Source organism: Citrobacter sp. wls714 (assembly GCF_005281025.1).
GTDB classification, from domain to species: Bacteria; Pseudomonadota; Gammaproteobacteria; order Enterobacterales; family Enterobacteriaceae; genus Citrobacter; species Citrobacter werkmanii.
Genome location: NZ_SZWZ01000061.1, coordinates 35,228 through 52,338, shown reverse-complemented (window position 1 = coordinate 52,338; position 17,111 = coordinate 35,228). Strand labels below are relative to the sequence as shown.

Annotated in this window: 13 protein-coding genes; 5 read left to right on the top strand and 8 right to left on the bottom strand. The window is 56.2% G+C overall.

Translation table 11 applies throughout. From position 1 onward, the window contains the following. Window positions 1–3: 3 nt before the first annotated feature. From nrfF to gltP, 3 genes are all read left to right on the top strand, one after another. Window positions 4–2,217: a heme lyase NrfEFG subunit NrfF gene (nrfF, locus tag FDX11_RS12085; RefSeq protein WP_137397976.1), complete on the top strand. Its 2,214-nt coding sequence runs from the start codon at window positions 4–6 to the stop codon at window positions 2,215–2,217. Continuing rightward, on the top strand, window positions 2,214–2,834 hold the full coding sequence (nrfG, locus tag FDX11_RS12080) for a heme lyase NrfEFG subunit NrfG (protein ID WP_042312961.1): 621 nt from the start codon (window positions 2,214–2,216) through the stop codon (window positions 2,832–2,834). The genes nrfF and nrfG overlap by 4 nt, the downstream gene beginning before the upstream one ends. A gap of 344 nt (window positions 2,835–3,178) precedes the next feature. Continuing rightward, complete coding sequence (gltP, locus tag FDX11_RS12075) at window positions 3,179–4,492, top strand: glutamate/aspartate:proton symporter GltP (protein ID WP_038636320.1); 1,314 nt, start codon at window positions 3,179–3,181, stop codon at window positions 4,490–4,492. A gap of 53 nt (window positions 4,493–4,545) precedes the next feature. Here gltP and yjcO read toward each other — a convergent pair whose 3' ends face one another. Together yjcO and fdhF are read right to left on the bottom strand one after the other, a co-directional pair. After that, window positions 4,546–5,235, bottom strand: coding sequence for a Sel1 family TPR-like repeat protein YjcO (gene yjcO / locus FDX11_RS12070; protein ID WP_079225656.1), 690 nt, complete (start codon window positions 5,233–5,235; stop codon window positions 4,546–4,548). A gap of 103 nt (window positions 5,236–5,338) precedes the next feature. Beyond that, window positions 5,339–7,486: a formate dehydrogenase subunit alpha gene (gene fdhF, locus FDX11_RS12065; protein ID WP_137397975.1), complete on the bottom strand. Its 2,148-nt coding sequence runs from the start codon at window positions 7,484–7,486 to the stop codon at window positions 5,339–5,341. A gap of 288 nt (window positions 7,487–7,774) precedes the next feature. Between fdhF and FDX11_RS12060 the strand changes: the two genes are divergently transcribed. Beyond that, window positions 7,775–8,506: a response regulator gene (locus FDX11_RS12060; RefSeq protein WP_042312951.1), complete on the top strand. Its 732-nt coding sequence runs from the start codon at window positions 7,775–7,777 to the stop codon at window positions 8,504–8,506. Window positions 8,507–8,509: 3 nt separating this feature from the next. Here FDX11_RS12060 and FDX11_RS12055 read toward each other — a convergent pair whose 3' ends face one another. From FDX11_RS12055 to FDX11_RS12030, 6 genes are all read right to left on the bottom strand, one after another. Continuing rightward, window positions 8,510–9,514: a carbohydrate kinase family protein gene (locus FDX11_RS12055; protein WP_137397974.1), complete on the bottom strand. Its 1,005-nt coding sequence runs from the start codon at window positions 9,512–9,514 to the stop codon at window positions 8,510–8,512. Then, window positions 9,511–10,371 (bottom strand): ketose 1,6-bisphosphate aldolase, encoded by an 861-nt coding sequence (locus tag FDX11_RS12050; protein ID WP_137361133.1) that lies wholly within the window; start codon window positions 10,369–10,371, stop codon window positions 9,511–9,513. Before FDX11_RS12050 ends, FDX11_RS12055 begins: the two co-directional genes overlap by 4 nt. A gap of 14 nt (window positions 10,372–10,385) precedes the next feature. Continuing rightward, window positions 10,386–11,069, bottom strand: coding sequence for a D-lyxose/D-mannose family sugar isomerase (locus tag FDX11_RS12045; protein WP_042312945.1), 684 nt, complete (start codon window positions 11,067–11,069; stop codon window positions 10,386–10,388). Between the two features lie 119 nt (window positions 11,070–11,188). Further along, window positions 11,189–12,130, bottom strand: coding sequence for an ABC transporter substrate-binding protein (locus tag FDX11_RS12040; protein WP_042312943.1), 942 nt, complete (start codon window positions 12,128–12,130; stop codon window positions 11,189–11,191). 73 nt (window positions 12,131–12,203) lie between these two features. Further along, entirely contained in the window at window positions 12,204–13,199 is a 996-nt protein-coding gene (locus tag FDX11_RS12035) for a ribose ABC transporter permease (protein WP_038636347.1), read from the bottom strand. After that, on the bottom strand, window positions 13,192–14,715 hold the full coding sequence (locus tag FDX11_RS12030; protein WP_042312939.1) for a sugar ABC transporter ATP-binding protein: 1,524 nt from the start codon (window positions 14,713–14,715) through the stop codon (window positions 13,192–13,194). The genes FDX11_RS12035 and FDX11_RS12030 overlap by 8 nt, the downstream gene beginning before the upstream one ends. A gap of 114 nt (window positions 14,716–14,829) precedes the next feature. On the opposite strand from FDX11_RS12030, the gene FDX11_RS12020 reads away from it, so the two are divergent. Beyond that, window positions 14,830–17,094, top strand: a complete 2,265-nt coding sequence (locus FDX11_RS12020; RefSeq protein WP_137397973.1) for a hybrid sensor histidine kinase/response regulator — start codon at window positions 14,830–14,832, stop codon at window positions 17,092–17,094. The last annotated feature ends 17 nt before the right edge of the window (window positions 17,095–17,111 follow it).

The window sequence follows — 17,111 nt, the reverse complement described above, 5'->3', positions numbered from 1 at the left end:
TATCTGGACGTTCTCCTTCCTGAAGCCGGTTTTCTGGCACTGTTATTAAGCCTCGGGGTCAACGTGTTGACCCCACTTGCCGTGTTGGTGGGTATCCGCCAGCGCTGGCAGGGCGTGATGCGCCTGGCAAGCGTGGGCGTATGGGCGCAGTTTGCGCTGCTGCTGCTGGCTTTTGCCATTCTGGTATTCTGCTTTCTGACCAGCGACTTTTCGGTGGTCTATGTTGCTCAGCACAGCTACAGCCTGCTGCCGTGGGGATTAAAACTGGCGGCGGTGTGGGGCGGTCATGAAGGGTCGCTGCTGTTGTGGGTGCTGTTTCTTTCCGGCTGGAGCGCGCTGTTCGCTCTTTGCTATCGGCGTGATTCTGACCCACTGTTTCCGCTGACGCTCAGCGTCCTGTCAATGGTGACGGCGCTGTTGCTGCTGTTTGTGGTGGTCTGGTCCGATCCATTCGCACGTATTTTTCCGCCTGCTATAGAAGGACGAGACCTTAACCCGATGCTGCAACATCTTGGGTTAATCCTCCACCCGCCGCTGCTGTACCTGGGTTACGGTGGTTTGATGGTAGCCGCGGGCGTGGCGCTGGCCTCACTGCTGCGCGGTGACTTTAACGCGCAGAGCGCCTGGGTGTGCTGGCGCTGGGCGCTGCCCGGCTGGTGTGCGCTGACGCTGGGGATAATCCTCGGCTCCTGGTGGGCCTACTGCGAGCTGGGCTGGGGCGGCTGGTGGTTCTGGGACCCGGTCGAAAATGCCTCCTTATTACCCTGGCTCTCCGCCAGCGCGCTGCTGCATAGCCTGTATGTCACGCGTCAGAGTGGGATCTTCCGCCACTGGTCGCTGCTGCTGGCGATTGTCACGCTGATCTTATCGCTGCTGGGGACGCTGATTGTGCGTTCCGGCATTCTTGTTTCGGTACATGCCTTTGCGCTGGATAACGTGCGCGCCGCGCCGCTGTTTGCGCTGTTTAGCGTATTGAGCCTGGCGTCGCTGGGGTTGTACGCCTGGCGAGGCCAGCAAGTCCGCCAGAGTGCGCGTTTTGGCGGCTGGTCGCGCGAGATGCTGATTCTGGTCGCGCTATTACTTTTTTGCGCGGTGCTGCTGATTGTGCTGATTGGCACCCTCTATCCGATGATTTACGGGTTGTTTGGCTGGGGGAGGCTCTCCGTGGGCGCACCGTACTTTAACCGCGCCACGCTGCCCTTTGGCCTGCTGATGCTGTTGGTTATCGTACTGGCGACAATCAGAAGCCGCAAAGTCTCTTTGCGTTGTCAGCTTCCCGCACTGCTGGCGCATGCCGGGGTACTGGTGTTTGCGGCAGGGATCGTCTTTTCCAGCGGTAGTCGTCAGGAGATAAGCCTGAATCTGAGCCCCGGGCAGCAGGTGGATCTGGCGGGCTACATTTTCCGTTTTGAGCGTCTCGACCTGGAAGCCAAAGGTAACTACACCAGTGAAAAAGCGCTGATCACGTTGTGGCAAAATGAGCAGAGTATCGGTAGCCTGCAGCCTGAAAGGCGCTTCTATGCCGCGCGTCGTCAACAGATGATGGAGCCGGGTATCCGCTGGAATCTGATGCATGACTGGTACGCAGTGATGGGAGAAAAAACCGGACCGGACCGTTACGCCATGCGCTTATACGTGCAGACTGGCGTGCGCTGGATCTGGGGAGGGGGATTGTTGATGGTGTTTGGCGCGTTGCTGAGCGCATGGCGAGGGAGGAAGCATCCTGAGTTATTGCCTGATGGCGCTGCGCTTATCAGGCCTACGAGTGAAAAGCAGGGTAGGCCGGATAAGGCGTTCACGCCGCCATCCGGCAAAACGATGTTACTTTTGGCTTTACTGATTTTTCTGCCTTTTGCCACCCATGCCCAGGTGGTGGACACATGGACGTTTGCCAACCCGCAGCAGCAGGAGAAAGCGCTGTCTATTGCCAGTCAGCTGCGCTGTCCGCAGTGTCAGAACCAGAACTTGCTGGAATCCAATGCGCCCGTGGCGGTCAGTATGCGCCATCAGGTTTACAGCATGGTTGCCGAAGGTAAAAGCGAAGCGGAAATCACCGCCTGGATGACCGACCGCTATGGTGATTTCGTGCGCTACAACCCGCCGCTGAATGAGCAAACGCTGCTATTGTGGGCGCTGCCGTGCCTGCTGTTATTGCTGTTGGGCGTGGTGGTCTGGCGGGTGAGAAAGCGTCAGCGTGCGCAGGAGGATGAACAATGAGCCAGGCCGAACATTCCACTGCGCCGTTACGTCCAATGCCCGTGAAGCGGCTGGCTGTTGCGGTGGGGCTGATGGTTGTGGCCTGCATCGGCGGTTACCTGTTAACGCCAAAATGGCAGGCGGCACGTCAGGAGCAGGCGCGTCTGGCAGACCCCTTACATGCTTTTTCTGATGAAAATATTCAGGAAAAACGGCTGCTATCTCTGCAATCGCAAATTCGCGCTAATCCACAGGACGCCGTGAAATGGGCGCAACTGGGTGAGTACTATCTGTGGCAAAACGCGTATCATAATGCGCTGCTGGCCTACGAACAGGCGCTGCGTGTCGGCGGTGAAAATGCTGAGATCTATTCAGCGATGGCAACGGTATTGTATTACCAGGCCGGACAACATATGACGCCGCCCACTCGCGAGATGATTGATAAGGCTCTGGCGCTTGACCCGGCAGAGGTCACTGCGCTGATGCTGTTAGCTTCCGATGCGTTTATGCAGGCAGACTACGCCCAGGCTATTTCAGTGTGGCAAAAGGTTATGGATTTAAACTCGCCGAGGGTGAACCGGGCACAGCTCATTGACTCTATTAATATGGCGAAGTTGTTGCAGAATCGGCAAAAATAAATTTGTTTTATTTGTGATTTGTATCATTTTGCCTGCTTAAAAAACAGGCGAACGAACAAGCGAGCAAAAAAAACTCATATCCTGACTTCTTCATTTTTGATCATATTAAAATTCTTTTATAACAAAAAGTTATTCATCATTACCCCGATAAAATTGCATTTTTATGCAAATAATCAGCGAAAGGCCCTGTTCTCAGAGGGTTGCGCTGAATGCCATGCAGATGATAATGATAATAAGCGTTAAAAAACTCCATAAACGAACGCAACACAAATCATACCCTTTCAGTATGTACTATTCCCACGCGCTGCATGTGGAATAGCGCTCCATCGAGGAAGTCCGTTGTTATGAAAAATTTGAAAGTCAGCCTGGCATGGCAGATTCTAATCGCTATGGTGCTGGGCATTCTGCTAGGGAGTTACCTGCATTACCATAGTGACAGCCGTGAATGGCTGATTGTAAACCTGCTGTCTCCGGCGGGCGATATCTTTATCCACCTGATCAAAATGATCGTCGTACCAATTGTTATCTCTACATTGATTGTCGGTATCGCCGGGGTAGGTGATGCCAAACAGTTGGGCCGTATTGGCGCCAAAACGATTATCTATTTCGAAGTGATCACCACCGTGGCGATTATCCTTGGTATCACGCTGGCGAACGTGTTCCAGCCCGGTACCGGGGTAGATATGTCGCAACTGGCAACCGTCGATATTTCGAAATATCAGAGCACCACCGCGGAAGTGCAGAGCCACGCGCATGGCCTAATGGGCACGATTTTGTCACTGGTGCCGACCAACATCGTCGCGTCGATGGCAAAAGGCGACATGCTGCCAATTATCTTCTTCTCGGTACTGTTCGGTTTAGGTCTGTCTTCTCTGCCGGCAACTCACCGCGAGCCGCTGGTTACCGTGTTCCGCTCTATCTCCGAAACCATGTTTAAAGTGACGCATATGGTTATGCGTTACGCGCCAGTCGGCGTTTTTGCGCTGATCGCTGTTACCGTCGCGAACTTCGGTTTTGCCTCCCTGTGGCCGCTGGCGAAGCTGGTGCTGTTGGTGCATTTCGCCATCCTGTTCTTCGCGCTGGTGGTGTTGGGGATCGTGGCGCGTATCTGCGGCTTGAGCATCTGGATCCTGATCCGCATTCTGAAAGACGAGCTGATTCTGGCCTACTCGACCGCGAGTTCCGAGAGCGTGCTGCCGCGTATTATCGAGAAGATGGAAGCCTACGGCGCACCGGCGTCAATCACCAGCTTTGTGGTGCCGACCGGTTACTCATTCAACCTTGATGGTTCAACGCTGTACCAGAGTATCGCCGCTATCTTTATTGCTCAGTTGTACGGTATCGATCTGTCGCTGTGGCAGGAAATCGTGCTGGTGCTTACGCTGATGGTGACCTCAAAAGGGATTGCGGGCGTGCCGGGCGTATCGTTTGTGGTGTTGCTGGCAACGCTCGGCAGCGTTGGGATCCCGCTGGAAGGTCTGGCGTTTATTGCCGGTGTTGACCGTATCCTCGATATGGCGCGTACTGCGCTGAACGTGGTGGGTAATGCGCTGGCCGTGCTGGTTATCGCCAAGTGGGAACATAAATTTGACCGCAAGAAAGCGCTGGCCTATGAGCGCGACGTGCTGGGTAAATTTGATAAGACCGCTAATCAGTAATTAATGACAGATTGCCGGATGGCGCTTGCGCCGCCATCCGGCAATGCAAACCATTAGCCGTTGGTTAACTTATCAAACTCTTCGCAGCCGGTATCGAATCCTTCCATACAGCTCAGATTCAACCAGTGCAGCGCTTTCTGTTTATTCTTCTCGATAAAACCCTGCTCACCGTTTAAGAACATCATCCCGGCCCAGTATTCGGAATAACCGGTGCGGGAAATGGCTGAACTACGCTTGAAATACCACGTCGCTTTCTCATCGTCAGCAGGAATGCCTACGCCGTTGGCGTAAATCAGCCCGAGCAGCATTTGCGCGTCGACGGCGGAGTCATTCTCCAGATCCTCGGAGGCGTTTTGCAGCAAGGTAATGGCTTTGGGGTAATCGGTGCGGCCTGCCTGGGTGTTCACCAGAATCCGCGCCAGCGTAATTTCCCCAGCCTTACTGCCCGCCTGCGTCGCTTTTTCCGCCAGCGTTTTGGCCTGAGGGTAATCCAGACTGACCGGGTTAGTTATCTTAATCTGCGCTAACAAAGCATATGCATCCGCATCACCGTTGTCGGCGGCTTTTTGCGCCCAGTATTCGGCTTTGCTTAAATCGCCGGAACTGAACCAGGTATCGGCGAGGAAATACTGCGCGCGTCGGTCACCTGCCTCTGCTGCCTGAAGATACTGGCTTCCTGGCTCAGTATCACTGGCATGGGCAAAGAATGTCACGAGGAACATCAATGCAAGAAGTTGTTTCATTTTGAGTTTTATTTAGGGTACGGAATGAACAGTATAAAGAGATCGTATGGATAAAAAAACAGCCTCCGGGCGGAGGCTGTTGCAGAACAGGTACGTAAACGGACTAACCCAGCGCGCTTTCGCGCAGGCTGGCTTTCAGCTTGGTGTACTCATCAATAACATACTGCTCGGCAGCGCGCTGATCGGCAATGCGTTCAACGTTAACGGCACAGTATTTGTACTCTGGCGTTTTGGTAATCGGGCTTAAGTTCTCGGTTACCAGTTCATTACATGCCCCAATCCACCACTGGTAGGTCATGTAAATCGCACCTTTGTTTGGACGATCGCTGACTGCCGCGCGGGTAATAACCCGGCCTTTGCGCGAGTTAACCCACACCAGCTCTTCATCCTGGATACCCAGACGTTCTGCGTCAGCGGTGTTGATCTGGGCATAGCCCGGCTCATCCGCCAGCGCGGCCAGCGCCGCACAGTTACCGGTCATCGAACGGCAAGAGTAGTGGCCGACTTCACGCACCGTCGACAGTACCATCGGGTACTCTGGGGTGAGTTTGTCGATTGGCGCTACCCAGTCGCAGGTGAAGAACTGCGCCAGGCCGTTCGGGGTGTCAAACTTCTCTTTGAAGAGGTAAGACGTACCCTGGTCGGCATCTGAGGTGTCGCGGCAAGGCCACTGGATATAACCCAGTTCGCCCATTTTCTCGTAAGTGGCGCCGTAGAAATCCGGGCACAGATGACGCAACTCATCCCAGATTTCCTGGGTGTTGTTGTAGTGCATCGGGTAGCCCATACGGGTGGCGATTTCACTGATAATCTGCCAGTCCGTTTTCAGATCCCACTTCGGCTCAACGGCTTTAAAGAAGCGCTGGAAGCCACGGTCAGCCGCAGAGAAGACGCCTTCATGCTCGCCCCATGACGTAGACGGTAAAATAACGTCTGCGGCAGCGGCGGTTTTGGTCATGAAGATATCCTGCACGATGACCAGTTCCAGATCCTCAAAGCCTTTGCGCACTGCGGAGAGCTCAGCATCGGTCTGTAATGGATCTTCACCCATAATGTACGCCGCGCGCACTTCGCCATGCGCCGCACGGTGCGGCAGTTCGCTGATGCGATAGCCGGTATGTGCAGGCAGGCTTTCCACGCCCCAGGCTTTAGCGAACTTCTCGCGGTTTTCCGGGAATTTAACGTACTGATAGCCCGGATAGGTATCCGGCAGCGCGCCCATGTCGCATGCGCCCTGAACGTTGTTCTGGCCACGAACCGGGTTAACGCCCACGCTTGGCTTACCAAGGTTACCGGTCAGCATCGCGAGGCTGGTCAGTGAACGCACGGTTTCCACACCCTGATAGAACTGGGTCACACCCATGCCCCACAGAATTGCCGCGCTTTTCGCCGTGGCGTACATACGCGCAGCCTGACGAATATCGTGCGCGCTAACGCCCGTGATATCTTCGACAGACTCCGGCGTATAGCCTTCGACAATCTTGCTGTACTCTTCGAATCCTTCCGTACGGGAGGCGACGAACGCCTGGTCGTACAGTTTTTCTTCGATGATGACATGTCCCATGGCGTTGAGCAGCGCGATGTTCGAGCCGTTTTTCAACGCGATGTGCATGTCGGCAATACGCGCGGTTTCAATTTTGCGCGGATCGCAGACGATAATTTTCGCCCCGTTACGTTTAGCGTTAATTACGTGATTCGCCACGATCGGGTGGGAATCCGCAGGGTTATACCCGAAGATGAACACTAAATCCGTGTTATCAATTTCATTGATAGCATTACTCATTGCGCCGTTACCGACCGATTGGTGCAGACCTGCAACCGAAGGGCCGTGTCAGACGCGAGCGCAGCAGTCAACGTTATTGGTACCAATAACGGCGCGCGCGAATTTTTGCATTACATAGTTGGTTTCGTTACCTGTACCGCGAGATGAACCGGTCGTCTGAATAGCGTCCGGGCCGTACTTCGCTTTGATGGCGCTCAGGCGATCGGCGACGTAATTCAGCGCTTCATCCCAGGAAACAGATTCCAGTTTGCCGCCACGCTGGCGACGGATCATTGGGGTTTTCAGGCGAGGGGTCAGGATCTGGGTATCATTAATAAAATCCCAGCCATAGTAGCCCTTCAGACACAGGGTACCCTGGTTGGTTTTCCCCTGCGCCGCCTCAGCCCGGACGATTTTGCCGTTATCGACCACCAGGTTGATTTTGCAACCTGATGCGCAATATGGGCAAACCGTGACGACTTTTTTCATCGGTCTCGCTCCAGTTAATCAAATCGCGCATACGCGCTTGTCGCTTTGCTTATGCATCTTTTATGCCATGTTTTTTTCAGGGGCATTAGTCGATATTACGGGCGATTTTTGGTCAAAACTCTGACGAAAAACAGGCTGTCGTCATATTTGACGTGACGAATCTCCAATACGTGACGGTCCGGCAGTGTGACCGAGGTTATGTTTCCCGCACAACCTTGTGCCTTATCGCTGTCACTCTGTGCAGAATCAATCACACTCATTTAAGTTGGCCTGAAATGGGGAAAAACAATGAAGCCAGCCATACTGGTTGTGGATGATGACGAGGCTGTCTGCACGCTATTACAGGACGTGCTGAGCGAGCACGTCTTTGCAGTGAGCGCGTGCCATAGCGGACAGGAGGCGCTGCGCTGCATTGAGACTCAGCCGGATATCGCTCTGGTATTGCTGGACATGATGTTGCCCGATATCAACGGTCTGATGGTGTTGCAGCAGGTGCAAAAGATGAGGCCCGGATTACCGGTAGTCATGCTGACGGGTTTAGGCAGCGAGTCGGATGTGGTGGTCGGACTGGAAATGGGCGCTGACGACTATATCGGGAAACCGTTCAATGCGCGGGTGCTGGTGGCGCGGGTAAAGGCGGTGCTCAGACGCGTTGGCGTGTTGACGCCTGAAAGCGGCAGTCCGCAAACCACGGGACTTTCCTTTAATGGCTGGCATCTGGATACCGCCGGTTGCCAGTTACATAACCCTCAACAACTGAAGGTGGAGCTGACGCAGGGCGAATACAGCCTGCTGCTGGCGCTGGCGCAAAACGCTCGTCGGGTGCTCAGCCGTGAGCAATTGCTGGAACTGACGCGCAGCGACAGCGTTGAGGTGTTTGACCGCACTATTGACGTGTTAATCATGCGGCTGCGGCGCAAAATAGAGAACAACCCGCACCAGCCAATGCTGATCAAAACCCTGCGCGGGCTGGGCTATGTGTTTGCCGCCGATGTGCAGCATCACGATAAAGCGGCGTGATCGTCAGGCATCAGCCATAGTCGCTTTTAACTCTGCCAGCGTTTTCGCGCCATCTATCGCGTTAGCGCACAGCAAGCTTGCCCGCGCACAGGCGTGCGCCAGTCTGATGCTGTCTGCCAGCGACCAGCGCTCATGACAGCCATACAGAAATCCGGCGCAAAACGCATCTCCTGCGCCGACGCTGCCGACAATCTCTTCTTGCGCCAGTAACTGTGACGGTATCCAGACGCCCGGCAGATCCGGCGTTTCACCCCAGGCACCTTCCGGGCAGTGGATCACCACCCGCTGGCGCACGCCTGCATCCAGCAGTTCGCGCGCGGCGGTAGCGATATGGGGAATATGCAGCTCGCCGTTGGGCTGGCGAATCTCCAGCCCGCTGAACTCCCCGGCCTCCAGCTCGTTAATCACCAGATAGTCGAGATGGCGCAGGGCCGGCATCACCAGTGGTTGGTAGCGCGGATCGCCCTTACGCGAGACCAGATCCAACGACGTTTCAAAGCCGTTGTCGCGCATTTGCGCCAGCAGCCGTGCGCTACGCGTCCCGTACTCCTCATCCGGCATGTCCAGACTGTCGAGCAGCAGCAGATAGCCAAGATGGAAGATTTTCATCGAGGTATCCAGTTGCTCAAAGGCGGGTAAATCCAGTAGTCGATTGGCACCGGGCGAATGAAAAAAAGTGCGCTGACCGCTGGGATCGGTCATCACCTGCGACATCGATGTGGGGGCGAATGTGGTGCGCTGCACATGTTGGCGATTAACGTGATACTGCTCCAGCATCGCCATGATGTAGTCGCCGTCGCTGTCCTGACCGATTAACCCCACCGCCTGCAACGGCAGCCCAGTGTGCATTTTTGCCAGCGTCAGCAGCACGTTCAGCGGCGCACCGCCCGTGGCGCGTTCGCTACGAGTGATTTCTGCCAGCCAGCCGCGTTCCGGCCACTGCACAATTTGATGGACATGATCGACCAGCATGTTGCCTGCGGCGATAACGCCTTTGCGTTCCATCAGACCTGCCCCGCACTGCCAAAAATGCGCATTTGTTCAGAAACGGTATCGGTAATGGCCTCTTCAATGGCCAGCAGCAGTTCGGCAAACTCGTCGTACAGCGGCTGGCGATTGGCCATCCGCGACTCTACCGCTGTCAGCGCCGCCTGCGACATGCCGGTGTAGAAGTTGATTTTGTGAATACCGAGTTCAATTGCACGCTTGAAATCGTTATCGCTGATGCCTGAACCGCCGTGCAGTACCAGCGGGATCGCCGCCTGCTGGCGAATAGCGTCCAGACGCGGGAAGTCGAGTTCCGGTTCGCCTTTATATTTGCCGTGCGCATTGCCAATGGCGACCGCCAGCGCGTCAATCCCGGTTCTGTCGACGAAATCACGCGCCATCATTGGGTCGGTAAACAACGACTCGTCAGCATGACCGTACAGCGCGCCGCCCTCATCACCGCCCACCGCACCCAGTTCGGCTTCCACCGAGACGCCGACGGCATGACACATCTTCACCACTTCGCGGGTCTGGCGGATATTTTCTTCATACTCCAGCGTGGAGCCATCGAACATCACTGAACTGAAACCTAAGCGTAGCGCCCGCACCACTGACTCAAAGTGCAGGCCGTGGTCAAGGTTCAGCACCACCGGAATGTCGTGCCTGGCGGCTTCGAATTTGACCGCTTCGACCAGAGAATCCAGCGAGATATATTTAAAATGCACCTCGGCGATGTTGATGATAAACGGCGAACGTTCCTGTTTAGCCGCGGCAAACAGGGCGCGCAGGAAATGCGAGTCCAGAACGTTAAATGCGCCTAATGCATAGCGGTGCTCACGGGCATGGGCGAGGCCATCGGCGAGAGATATCAACGGCATAATGCGCTCCTTGGTTAGCGGAACAGGCGATATTCGTTACACAGCACCAGCTGCGCCGGTTCATCTTCTTCAATGTCGTTATAGCGGGTGATAGGTTGCAGAAAATGGTTATCGTGGTCGTCGTCATTAATAGATGAGACCTCGCCAACCAGCACGTCGCCAAAACCTTTTTCCGCCCAGAAGCTGTGATACAGGCCCGGCGGCAGGCAGATGCTCTCACCCGGCGTCAGGCGCAGTTGGCTGCCCGCGGCATGGGTTTGCCGACAGCCGTCAATCACCACGTTCACGTCGCTGTCCTCCGTTTGCTCCCGCAGCCCCGCATTCCACAGTTCCACTATTAAATTACCGCCGCCACGATTGATAATGTCTTCGCGTTTGCGCCAGTGAAAATGCATCGGCGTGACCTGCGCCTCGCGAACATGCATGATTTTCTCGGCGTAGCATTTCTCGTAAGGCATACCTTTCGGCGAGCCATTACGCAGGGTGAACAGCGTTAACCCTTGCGCGGCGAAATTGTTGCCGCCAAAGGCGGTGACATCCCAACCGAGCTTAAGGTCGAAAACTTCGCTCCAGGCAGAAGCATCAAGCTTGCGCCATTGGGTCGGCGGGAAACTGGCGAAAGGGGGGAGGTGCACGTCGTGCAGAGAAAAAAACTGGCGCGTGTGGCCAAGGATTTCGTTTATTGCGGAGCGTTTCATCGCAGAATTCTCCTTAGAATAATGCCGGATGGCGCTGCGCTTCTCCGGCCTACAAATTCATACCGATCTTGTAGGCCGGAGAAGGCATTTTTGCCGCTATCCGACGTTGCTGTGGCGGGTTATTTCACCGTCCAACCTTTATAATTGGCAACGTTGTTTTTATCGATCATTGTCACCGGGATCAGCACGGGCTCTTTTGGGGCGGGTTTCCCCTGCAGTATGTCATAGCCGATTTCGACCGCTTTGGCAGCCATCACCTGCGGATCTTGTGCCGGCGTCGCCACAAATAATGAGTTTTCGCGCTTCAGCGCCTCTTCACCGTCTGGCGATCCGTCGACGCCGACAATAAAGAATTCGTTACGCTGCGCCTGTTTTGCCGCCAGATCGGCACCGATCGCCGTGGGATCGTTAATGGCGAATACACCGTCGATCTTCGGATTTGCCGCCAGCAGCGCGGTCATGATCTCCAGCCCGCCCTCGCGGCTGCCTTTGGCGTTTTGGTTATACGACAGCACCTTGATGTCCGGATGGCGTTTGAACTCGGTCTGGCAGCCTTCCACACGGTTCTGGACGGCGGAAACCGGCGGTCCGTTGATGATGACGACGTTGCCTTTCCCTTTCAGACGGTCGGTAATGTATTTGCAGGCCATTTCACCCGCCTGAGTGTTATCGGAGGTGATGGTCGCGTCTGCGCCTTCCGCCGCCACGTCAACGGCCACCACCACAATCCCGGCGTCTTTCGCGCGTTTTACCGCCGGACCGATGCCTTTGGAGTCCGCGGCGTTAAGGATAATCATGTCGACTTTGGCGGCAATAAAGTTGTCGATTTGCGACACCTGTTGCCCCAGATCGTAGCCGCTGGAGACCAGCGTCACTTTGACGCTATCACCCGCCAGTTTACGTGCCTCCAGCTCCGCGCCTTTGGTTATTTGCACGAAGAATGGGTTCGCCAGGTCGCCCACCGTAACGCCGATCGATTTCAGTTCTTTTGCCTGCACAAACGGAGCTGCAGCAAGCAGTGCGCCAGCACAGAGCGCGGTCACTAATGGCTTCAAACGCATACTCGTTTCCTCACGTAGGGTATTGTTGTTATCGGCCGGACAAAGCGATTACGCCGCCATCCGGCAAGCTTGTCTATGCACTTTGATGGTGTCGGGTACGGTATTTGTCGATCAGCACCGCTATGATGATCACCGCCCCTTTGATCACCAGTTGCCAGAAATAGGAGACGCCCATCAGCGTCATGCCGTTGTTGAGCGTAGCGATGATCAGCGCCCCCACCAGCGTGCCGGTGATGGTGCCGATCCCGCCGACGAAGCTGGTGCCGCCGAGGATCACCGCCGCGATGGCGTCCAGCTCGTAACCCATACCTAAGTTGCCGTTGGCGCTGTACAGTCGCGAGGCGCTCATCACCCCACCCAGGCCTGAAAGCAAACCGCTGATGCCGTAGACGAACAGCAGCACCAGCCACACTTTGATCCCGGTTAAGCGTGCGGCCTGCATGTTGCCGCCGACCGCGTAGATATGAACACCGAGCGTGGTGCGGCGCAGAATAAACCAGCACACCACCACCACCGCCAGCGCAATGACCACCAGCCACGGAACCGGGCCGAGATAGTTGTTGCCGATCCATTCAAAGCTGATGTTGGAGTTAATCACCGTGGTGCCATCGGCCAACAGATAGGCCGCGCCGCGCAGCGCGGTATAGGTTCCAAGCGTGACGATAAACGGCGGCAGCCCGGCAAAAGCCACCAGCGCACCGTTAAACAGCCCCAGCACCAGGCCGAGCATCAGCGCCGCCGGAATCGACAGCATGGCAAACTCAGGAATAAGAGAAACGACCATCGCCGCTACGGCGGTGGTGCCGAGAATCGAGCCAACTGAGAGATCGATCCCGCCGGTCAAAATGATAAAGGTCATGCCAGCCGCCAGCACGATATTGATCGAGGCCTGGCGGGTAATATTCAGCAGGTTGCTCTCGGTGAAAAAATTGGGCGCAATAAAGCCAAACACCGCCACAATCAGGATCAAAATCGGTAAGATGCCGACCGTTTGCATCAGATCGCTCATCAGCATCTTTTTTGCGGTGGTGGATTTCGCCACCTGCTGGGGAGTGGTTGGATTATTCATGGGGCACCGCCTGATGATGGGAGTCGTTCACGCCGGTCGCCAGCGTCATAATATTTTCCTGGGTAATACTTTGTCCGTTCAGCTCGCCGGCAATGCTGCCTTCGCGCATGACGTACACGCGATCGCTCATGCCAACGACTTCCGGCAATTCGCTGGAGATCATCAGGATCGCCACGCCTTTGCGCGCCATGTCGTTCATGATCCGGTAGATCTCGCTTTTCGCGCCAACGTCTACTCCGCGCGTGGGTTCATCGAGGATCAAAATGCGTGGGCCGATCGCCACCCAGCGTGAGATCAATAATTTTTGCTGATTGCCGCCGGACAGCCCACCTGCGCGTACCTGCGCGTGCGGCACGCGAATGTTGAGCAGTTTGATAGCGTCATCGGAAATGGCCTGCGCCTTTTTGCGATCGAGCATGCCCCAGTTGGCATCGCGTTCCAGCGTCGCCATGGTGATGTTCTCTGCTGCCGCCAGTTCTAAAAACAGCCCCTGTTCTTTGCGGTTCTCGGTCAGAAAGCCGATGCCGTGATCAATCGCTTCGCGCGGGGAGTGGATCACCACCGGTTCACCGTCTACTTCAATCATGCCGCCGATGGCTTTACGCACGCCAAAAATCAGCTGCGCCAGTTCGGAGCGCCCGGCGCCAACTAACCCGGCGAGGCCGACGATCTCCCCGGAGCGCACCAACAAGCTGCACGGCTGGACTTTATGGCCGTCGGTCAGGTGGTGGACGTTGAGGCGCGCTTTCCCTAAGGGAATATCGCGCTCTTTGTTGAACAGATCGCTTAGCGGACGGCCCACCATCATGCGCACCAGCTCCGCGGCGTTGAGCTTGTCGCGGGTCAGGCTACCGACGTATTGCCCGTCGCGCAGGACGCTGACGCGATCGGAAAGTTCGTACACTTCGGCCATGCGGTGGCTGATGTAAATAATCGCCATCCCTTCATCGCGCAGGCGCATGATCAGTTCGAATAGGCGGTGGGTTTCACGTGAGGAGAGGGCGGCGGTGGGTTCATCCATCACCAGAATGCGGCTGTTACGGTGCAGAGCGCGGGCGATTTCTACCTGTTGCTGTTCGGCGATGGTCAACGTCATCACGCGATCGCTGGCCTTAAACTGGGCGCCGAGTCGGTCGATCACTTTCTGCGACTGCAGCACCATCTCTTTACGCTGGACCAGACCGCCGCGCGACAGCTCGCTGCCAAGAAAGATATTTTCCGCCACCGTCAGGTTGGGCGCCAGCTGCATCTCCTGGTAAATCAGCGTGATGCCCGCGCTGAGCGCATCTTTTGGCCCACGAATGTGGAACGGCTGGCCATCAATCAGGATCTCGCCGCTGGTGGCGGTGTAGGCGCCCGCGAGGATTTTCATCAGCGTGCTTTTCCCCGCGCCATTCTCGCCCATCAGGGCATGAATCTCACCCGGCCAGACGGTTAAATCGACCCCTTTCAGCGCGTAAAATTTGCCAAACGCTTTGGCAATGTTGCGCATCTCCAGAACCGGTGTCCTGCTCATAGCGGATCTCCTGTGGGGTGGCCGATATCAGCAGTCCATCACAGGAATGTAAATGCAAAATGTCAGAAGCCGTTCATATTTGTCATATTGCGATTTTTCTTCACGGAGCGTGATATGCCGCAACCGGGACGTCACTTTTTCGCCAGTGCGCGCGGACGATTGCTGTTCTTCAATCTGCTGGTGGTGGCGGTCACGCTGATGGTGAGCGGCGTGGCGGTGCTGGGCTTTCAGCATGCCAGCCAGATCCAGGAGCAGGTGCAGCAGCAAACTGTCGATGACATGACCGGCAGCATGAACCTGGCGCGCGATACGGCCAATGTGGCGACGGCGGCGGTGCGGCTCTCGCAGGTGGTCGGTGCGCTGGAATACAAAGGTGAAGCGGAGCAGTTGCAGGAGACCCAGCGGGCGCTGAAGCATTCGCTGCAACAACTGGCTACCGCGCCGCTGGCTCAGCAGGAGCCGGTGCTGGTCGAGCGTATTATCCAGCGCAGCAATGAGTTACAAAGTAGCGTAGAAGGGATGTTGCAGCGCGGACAGCTGCGGCATCTGGAACGTAACGCGCTGCTCAGTTCGCTGTATCAGAATCAAAGCTATTTGCGCCATCTGCAAACGCTTACCGGCGCGCAGGATGACATGCTGCTGGGGCAAATAGACCGCTTGATCGTTGCCGCCATTGAGACTCCCACGCCGCGATCGGTGGTGAAACAACTCGACAGCGTGATGACCGCGCTGCCTTTACATCACTCCAGCCCGTTGATAAGCAGAATCCTCAACGATTTCAATCAGGAACTGTATAAGCTGGAGCCGCTCTCTTCCGCGCTGGAGCAGAGCGATCTGGCGATCAATTGGTATATGTTTCATATCAAAGCGCTGGTGGCGATCCTTAATAGCGATATCAATCAATATGCCTCGCAGGTGGCGCTGATTTCTGAGCAGCGGGTGGCGCAAAGCCATCAGGAACTGCAATCCGGCGCGTTGTTTATTATGGTGTTTGCGTTGCTGGCCGTAGTGATTACCGGTTTTGCCGGTTGGTATATCTATCGCAACCTCGGCTCTAACCTGACGGCAATTTCGCAGGCGATGACCCGGCTGGCGCACGGCGAATCGGACGTCAGCGTTCCGGCCTTGCAGCGGCGCGATGAGCTGGGCGAACTGGCCCGTGCTTTTAGCGTCTTTGCCCGGAATACGGCGTCGCTGGAGCACACCACCCGACTGCTAAAAGAAAAAACCAGCCAGATGGAAATCGACCGCACCGAGCGCCAGGAACTGGAAGAGGCGCTGCTGCACAGCCAAAAGCTGAAGGCGGTGGGGCAACTGACGGGCGGATTAGCGCATGATTTCAATAACCTGCTGGCGGTTATTATTGGCAGTCTGGATCTGGTGAACCCAGACTCACCCGATGCGCCGCGGGTCAATCGGGCGCTTAAAGCCGCCGAGCGCGGGGCGCTGCTTACCCAGCGACTGCTGGCCTTTTCGCGCAAACAGTCGTTGCACCCTCATGCGGTGGAGCTGAAAACGCTGCTGGAAAATCTGGGCGAACTGATGCGCCATTCGCTCCCGGCCACGCTGACGCTGGAGATTGAAGCCCAGTCTCCCGCCTGGCCTGCGTGGATTGACGTCAGCCAACTGGAAAACGCCATTATCAATCTGGTGATGAACGCCCGTGACGCCATGGACGGGCAGGCGGGCACGATTAAAATCCGTACCTGGAACCAGCGGGTCACGCGCAGCGATGGGCGTAAGCAGGATATGGTGATGCTGGAGGTCGCCGACCAGGGCTGCGGGATGTCGCAGGAGGTGAAAGCTCAGGTCTTTGAGCCGTTTTTCACCACCAAACAGACCGGCAGCGGCAGCGGGCTGGGGTTATCAATGGTCTACGGCTTTGTACGCCAGTCCGGCGGGCGCGTGGAGATTGAAAGCGCGCCGGGGCAGGGAACGACGGTCAGGTTGCAGCTTCCTCGCGCCGTAGTGCCAGTGCAGGCTCAGGCAGAACCGGTGGCGGTACATGCGGCGAACAGCGGTGAAAAACTGGTGCTGGTGCTTGAGGACGAGGCTGATGTGCGCCAGACGTTGTGCGAGCAATTACACTTGCTGGGCTACCTGACGTTAGAGGCCGCAAACGGGGAACAGGCGATGCATATGCTGGCGGCTTCATCCGAGATTGATATTTTTATCAGCGACGTCATGCTGCCCGGTAGTTTAAGCGGCGTGGATGTGGTTAATCATGCTCAGGTACATTATCCGCAGCTGAACATCCTGCTGATGAGCGGTCAGGATTTACGTCCGGCCAATAACCCAGCGCTGCCGGATGTGGCGTTATTGCGTAAACCCTTTACCCGGACAGAACTGGCGCAAGCGCTGCGACATTCGCGTAATTGAGATTCCTCCGCTACCCG

Bases quoted from the DNA above. Each gene is read 5' to 3' on its own strand.
- nrfG (WP_042312961.1), top strand. From the start codon at position 2,214: ATGAGCCAGGCCGAACATTCCACTGCGCCGTTACGTCCAATGCCCGTG.
- gltP (WP_038636320.1), top strand. From the start codon at position 3,179: ATGAAAAATTTGAAAGTCAGCCTGGCATGGCAGATTCTAATCGCTATG.
- yjcO (WP_079225656.1), bottom strand. From the start codon at position 5,235: ATGAAACAACTTCTTGCATTGATGTTCCTCGTGACATTCTTTGCCCAT.
- FDX11_RS12060 (WP_042312951.1), top strand. From the start codon at position 7,775: ATGAAGCCAGCCATACTGGTTGTGGATGATGACGAGGCTGTCTGCACG.
- FDX11_RS12050 (WP_137361133.1), bottom strand. From the start codon at position 10,371: ATGCCGTTGATATCTCTCGCCGATGGCCTCGCCCATGCCCGTGAGCAC.
- FDX11_RS12045 (WP_042312945.1), bottom strand. From the start codon at position 11,069: ATGAAACGCTCCGCAATAAACGAAATCCTTGGCCACACGCGCCAGTTT.
- FDX11_RS12040 (WP_042312943.1), bottom strand. From the start codon at position 12,130: ATGCGTTTGAAGCCATTAGTGACCGCGCTCTGTGCTGGCGCACTGCTT.
- FDX11_RS12035 (WP_038636347.1), bottom strand. From the start codon at position 13,199: ATGAATAATCCAACCACTCCCCAGCAGGTGGCGAAATCCACCACCGCA.
- FDX11_RS12030 (WP_042312939.1), bottom strand. From the start codon at position 14,715: ATGAGCAGGACACCGGTTCTGGAGATGCGCAACATTGCCAAAGCGTTT.
- FDX11_RS12020 (WP_137397973.1), top strand. From the start codon at position 14,830: ATGCCGCAACCGGGACGTCACTTTTTCGCCAGTGCGCGCGGACGATTG.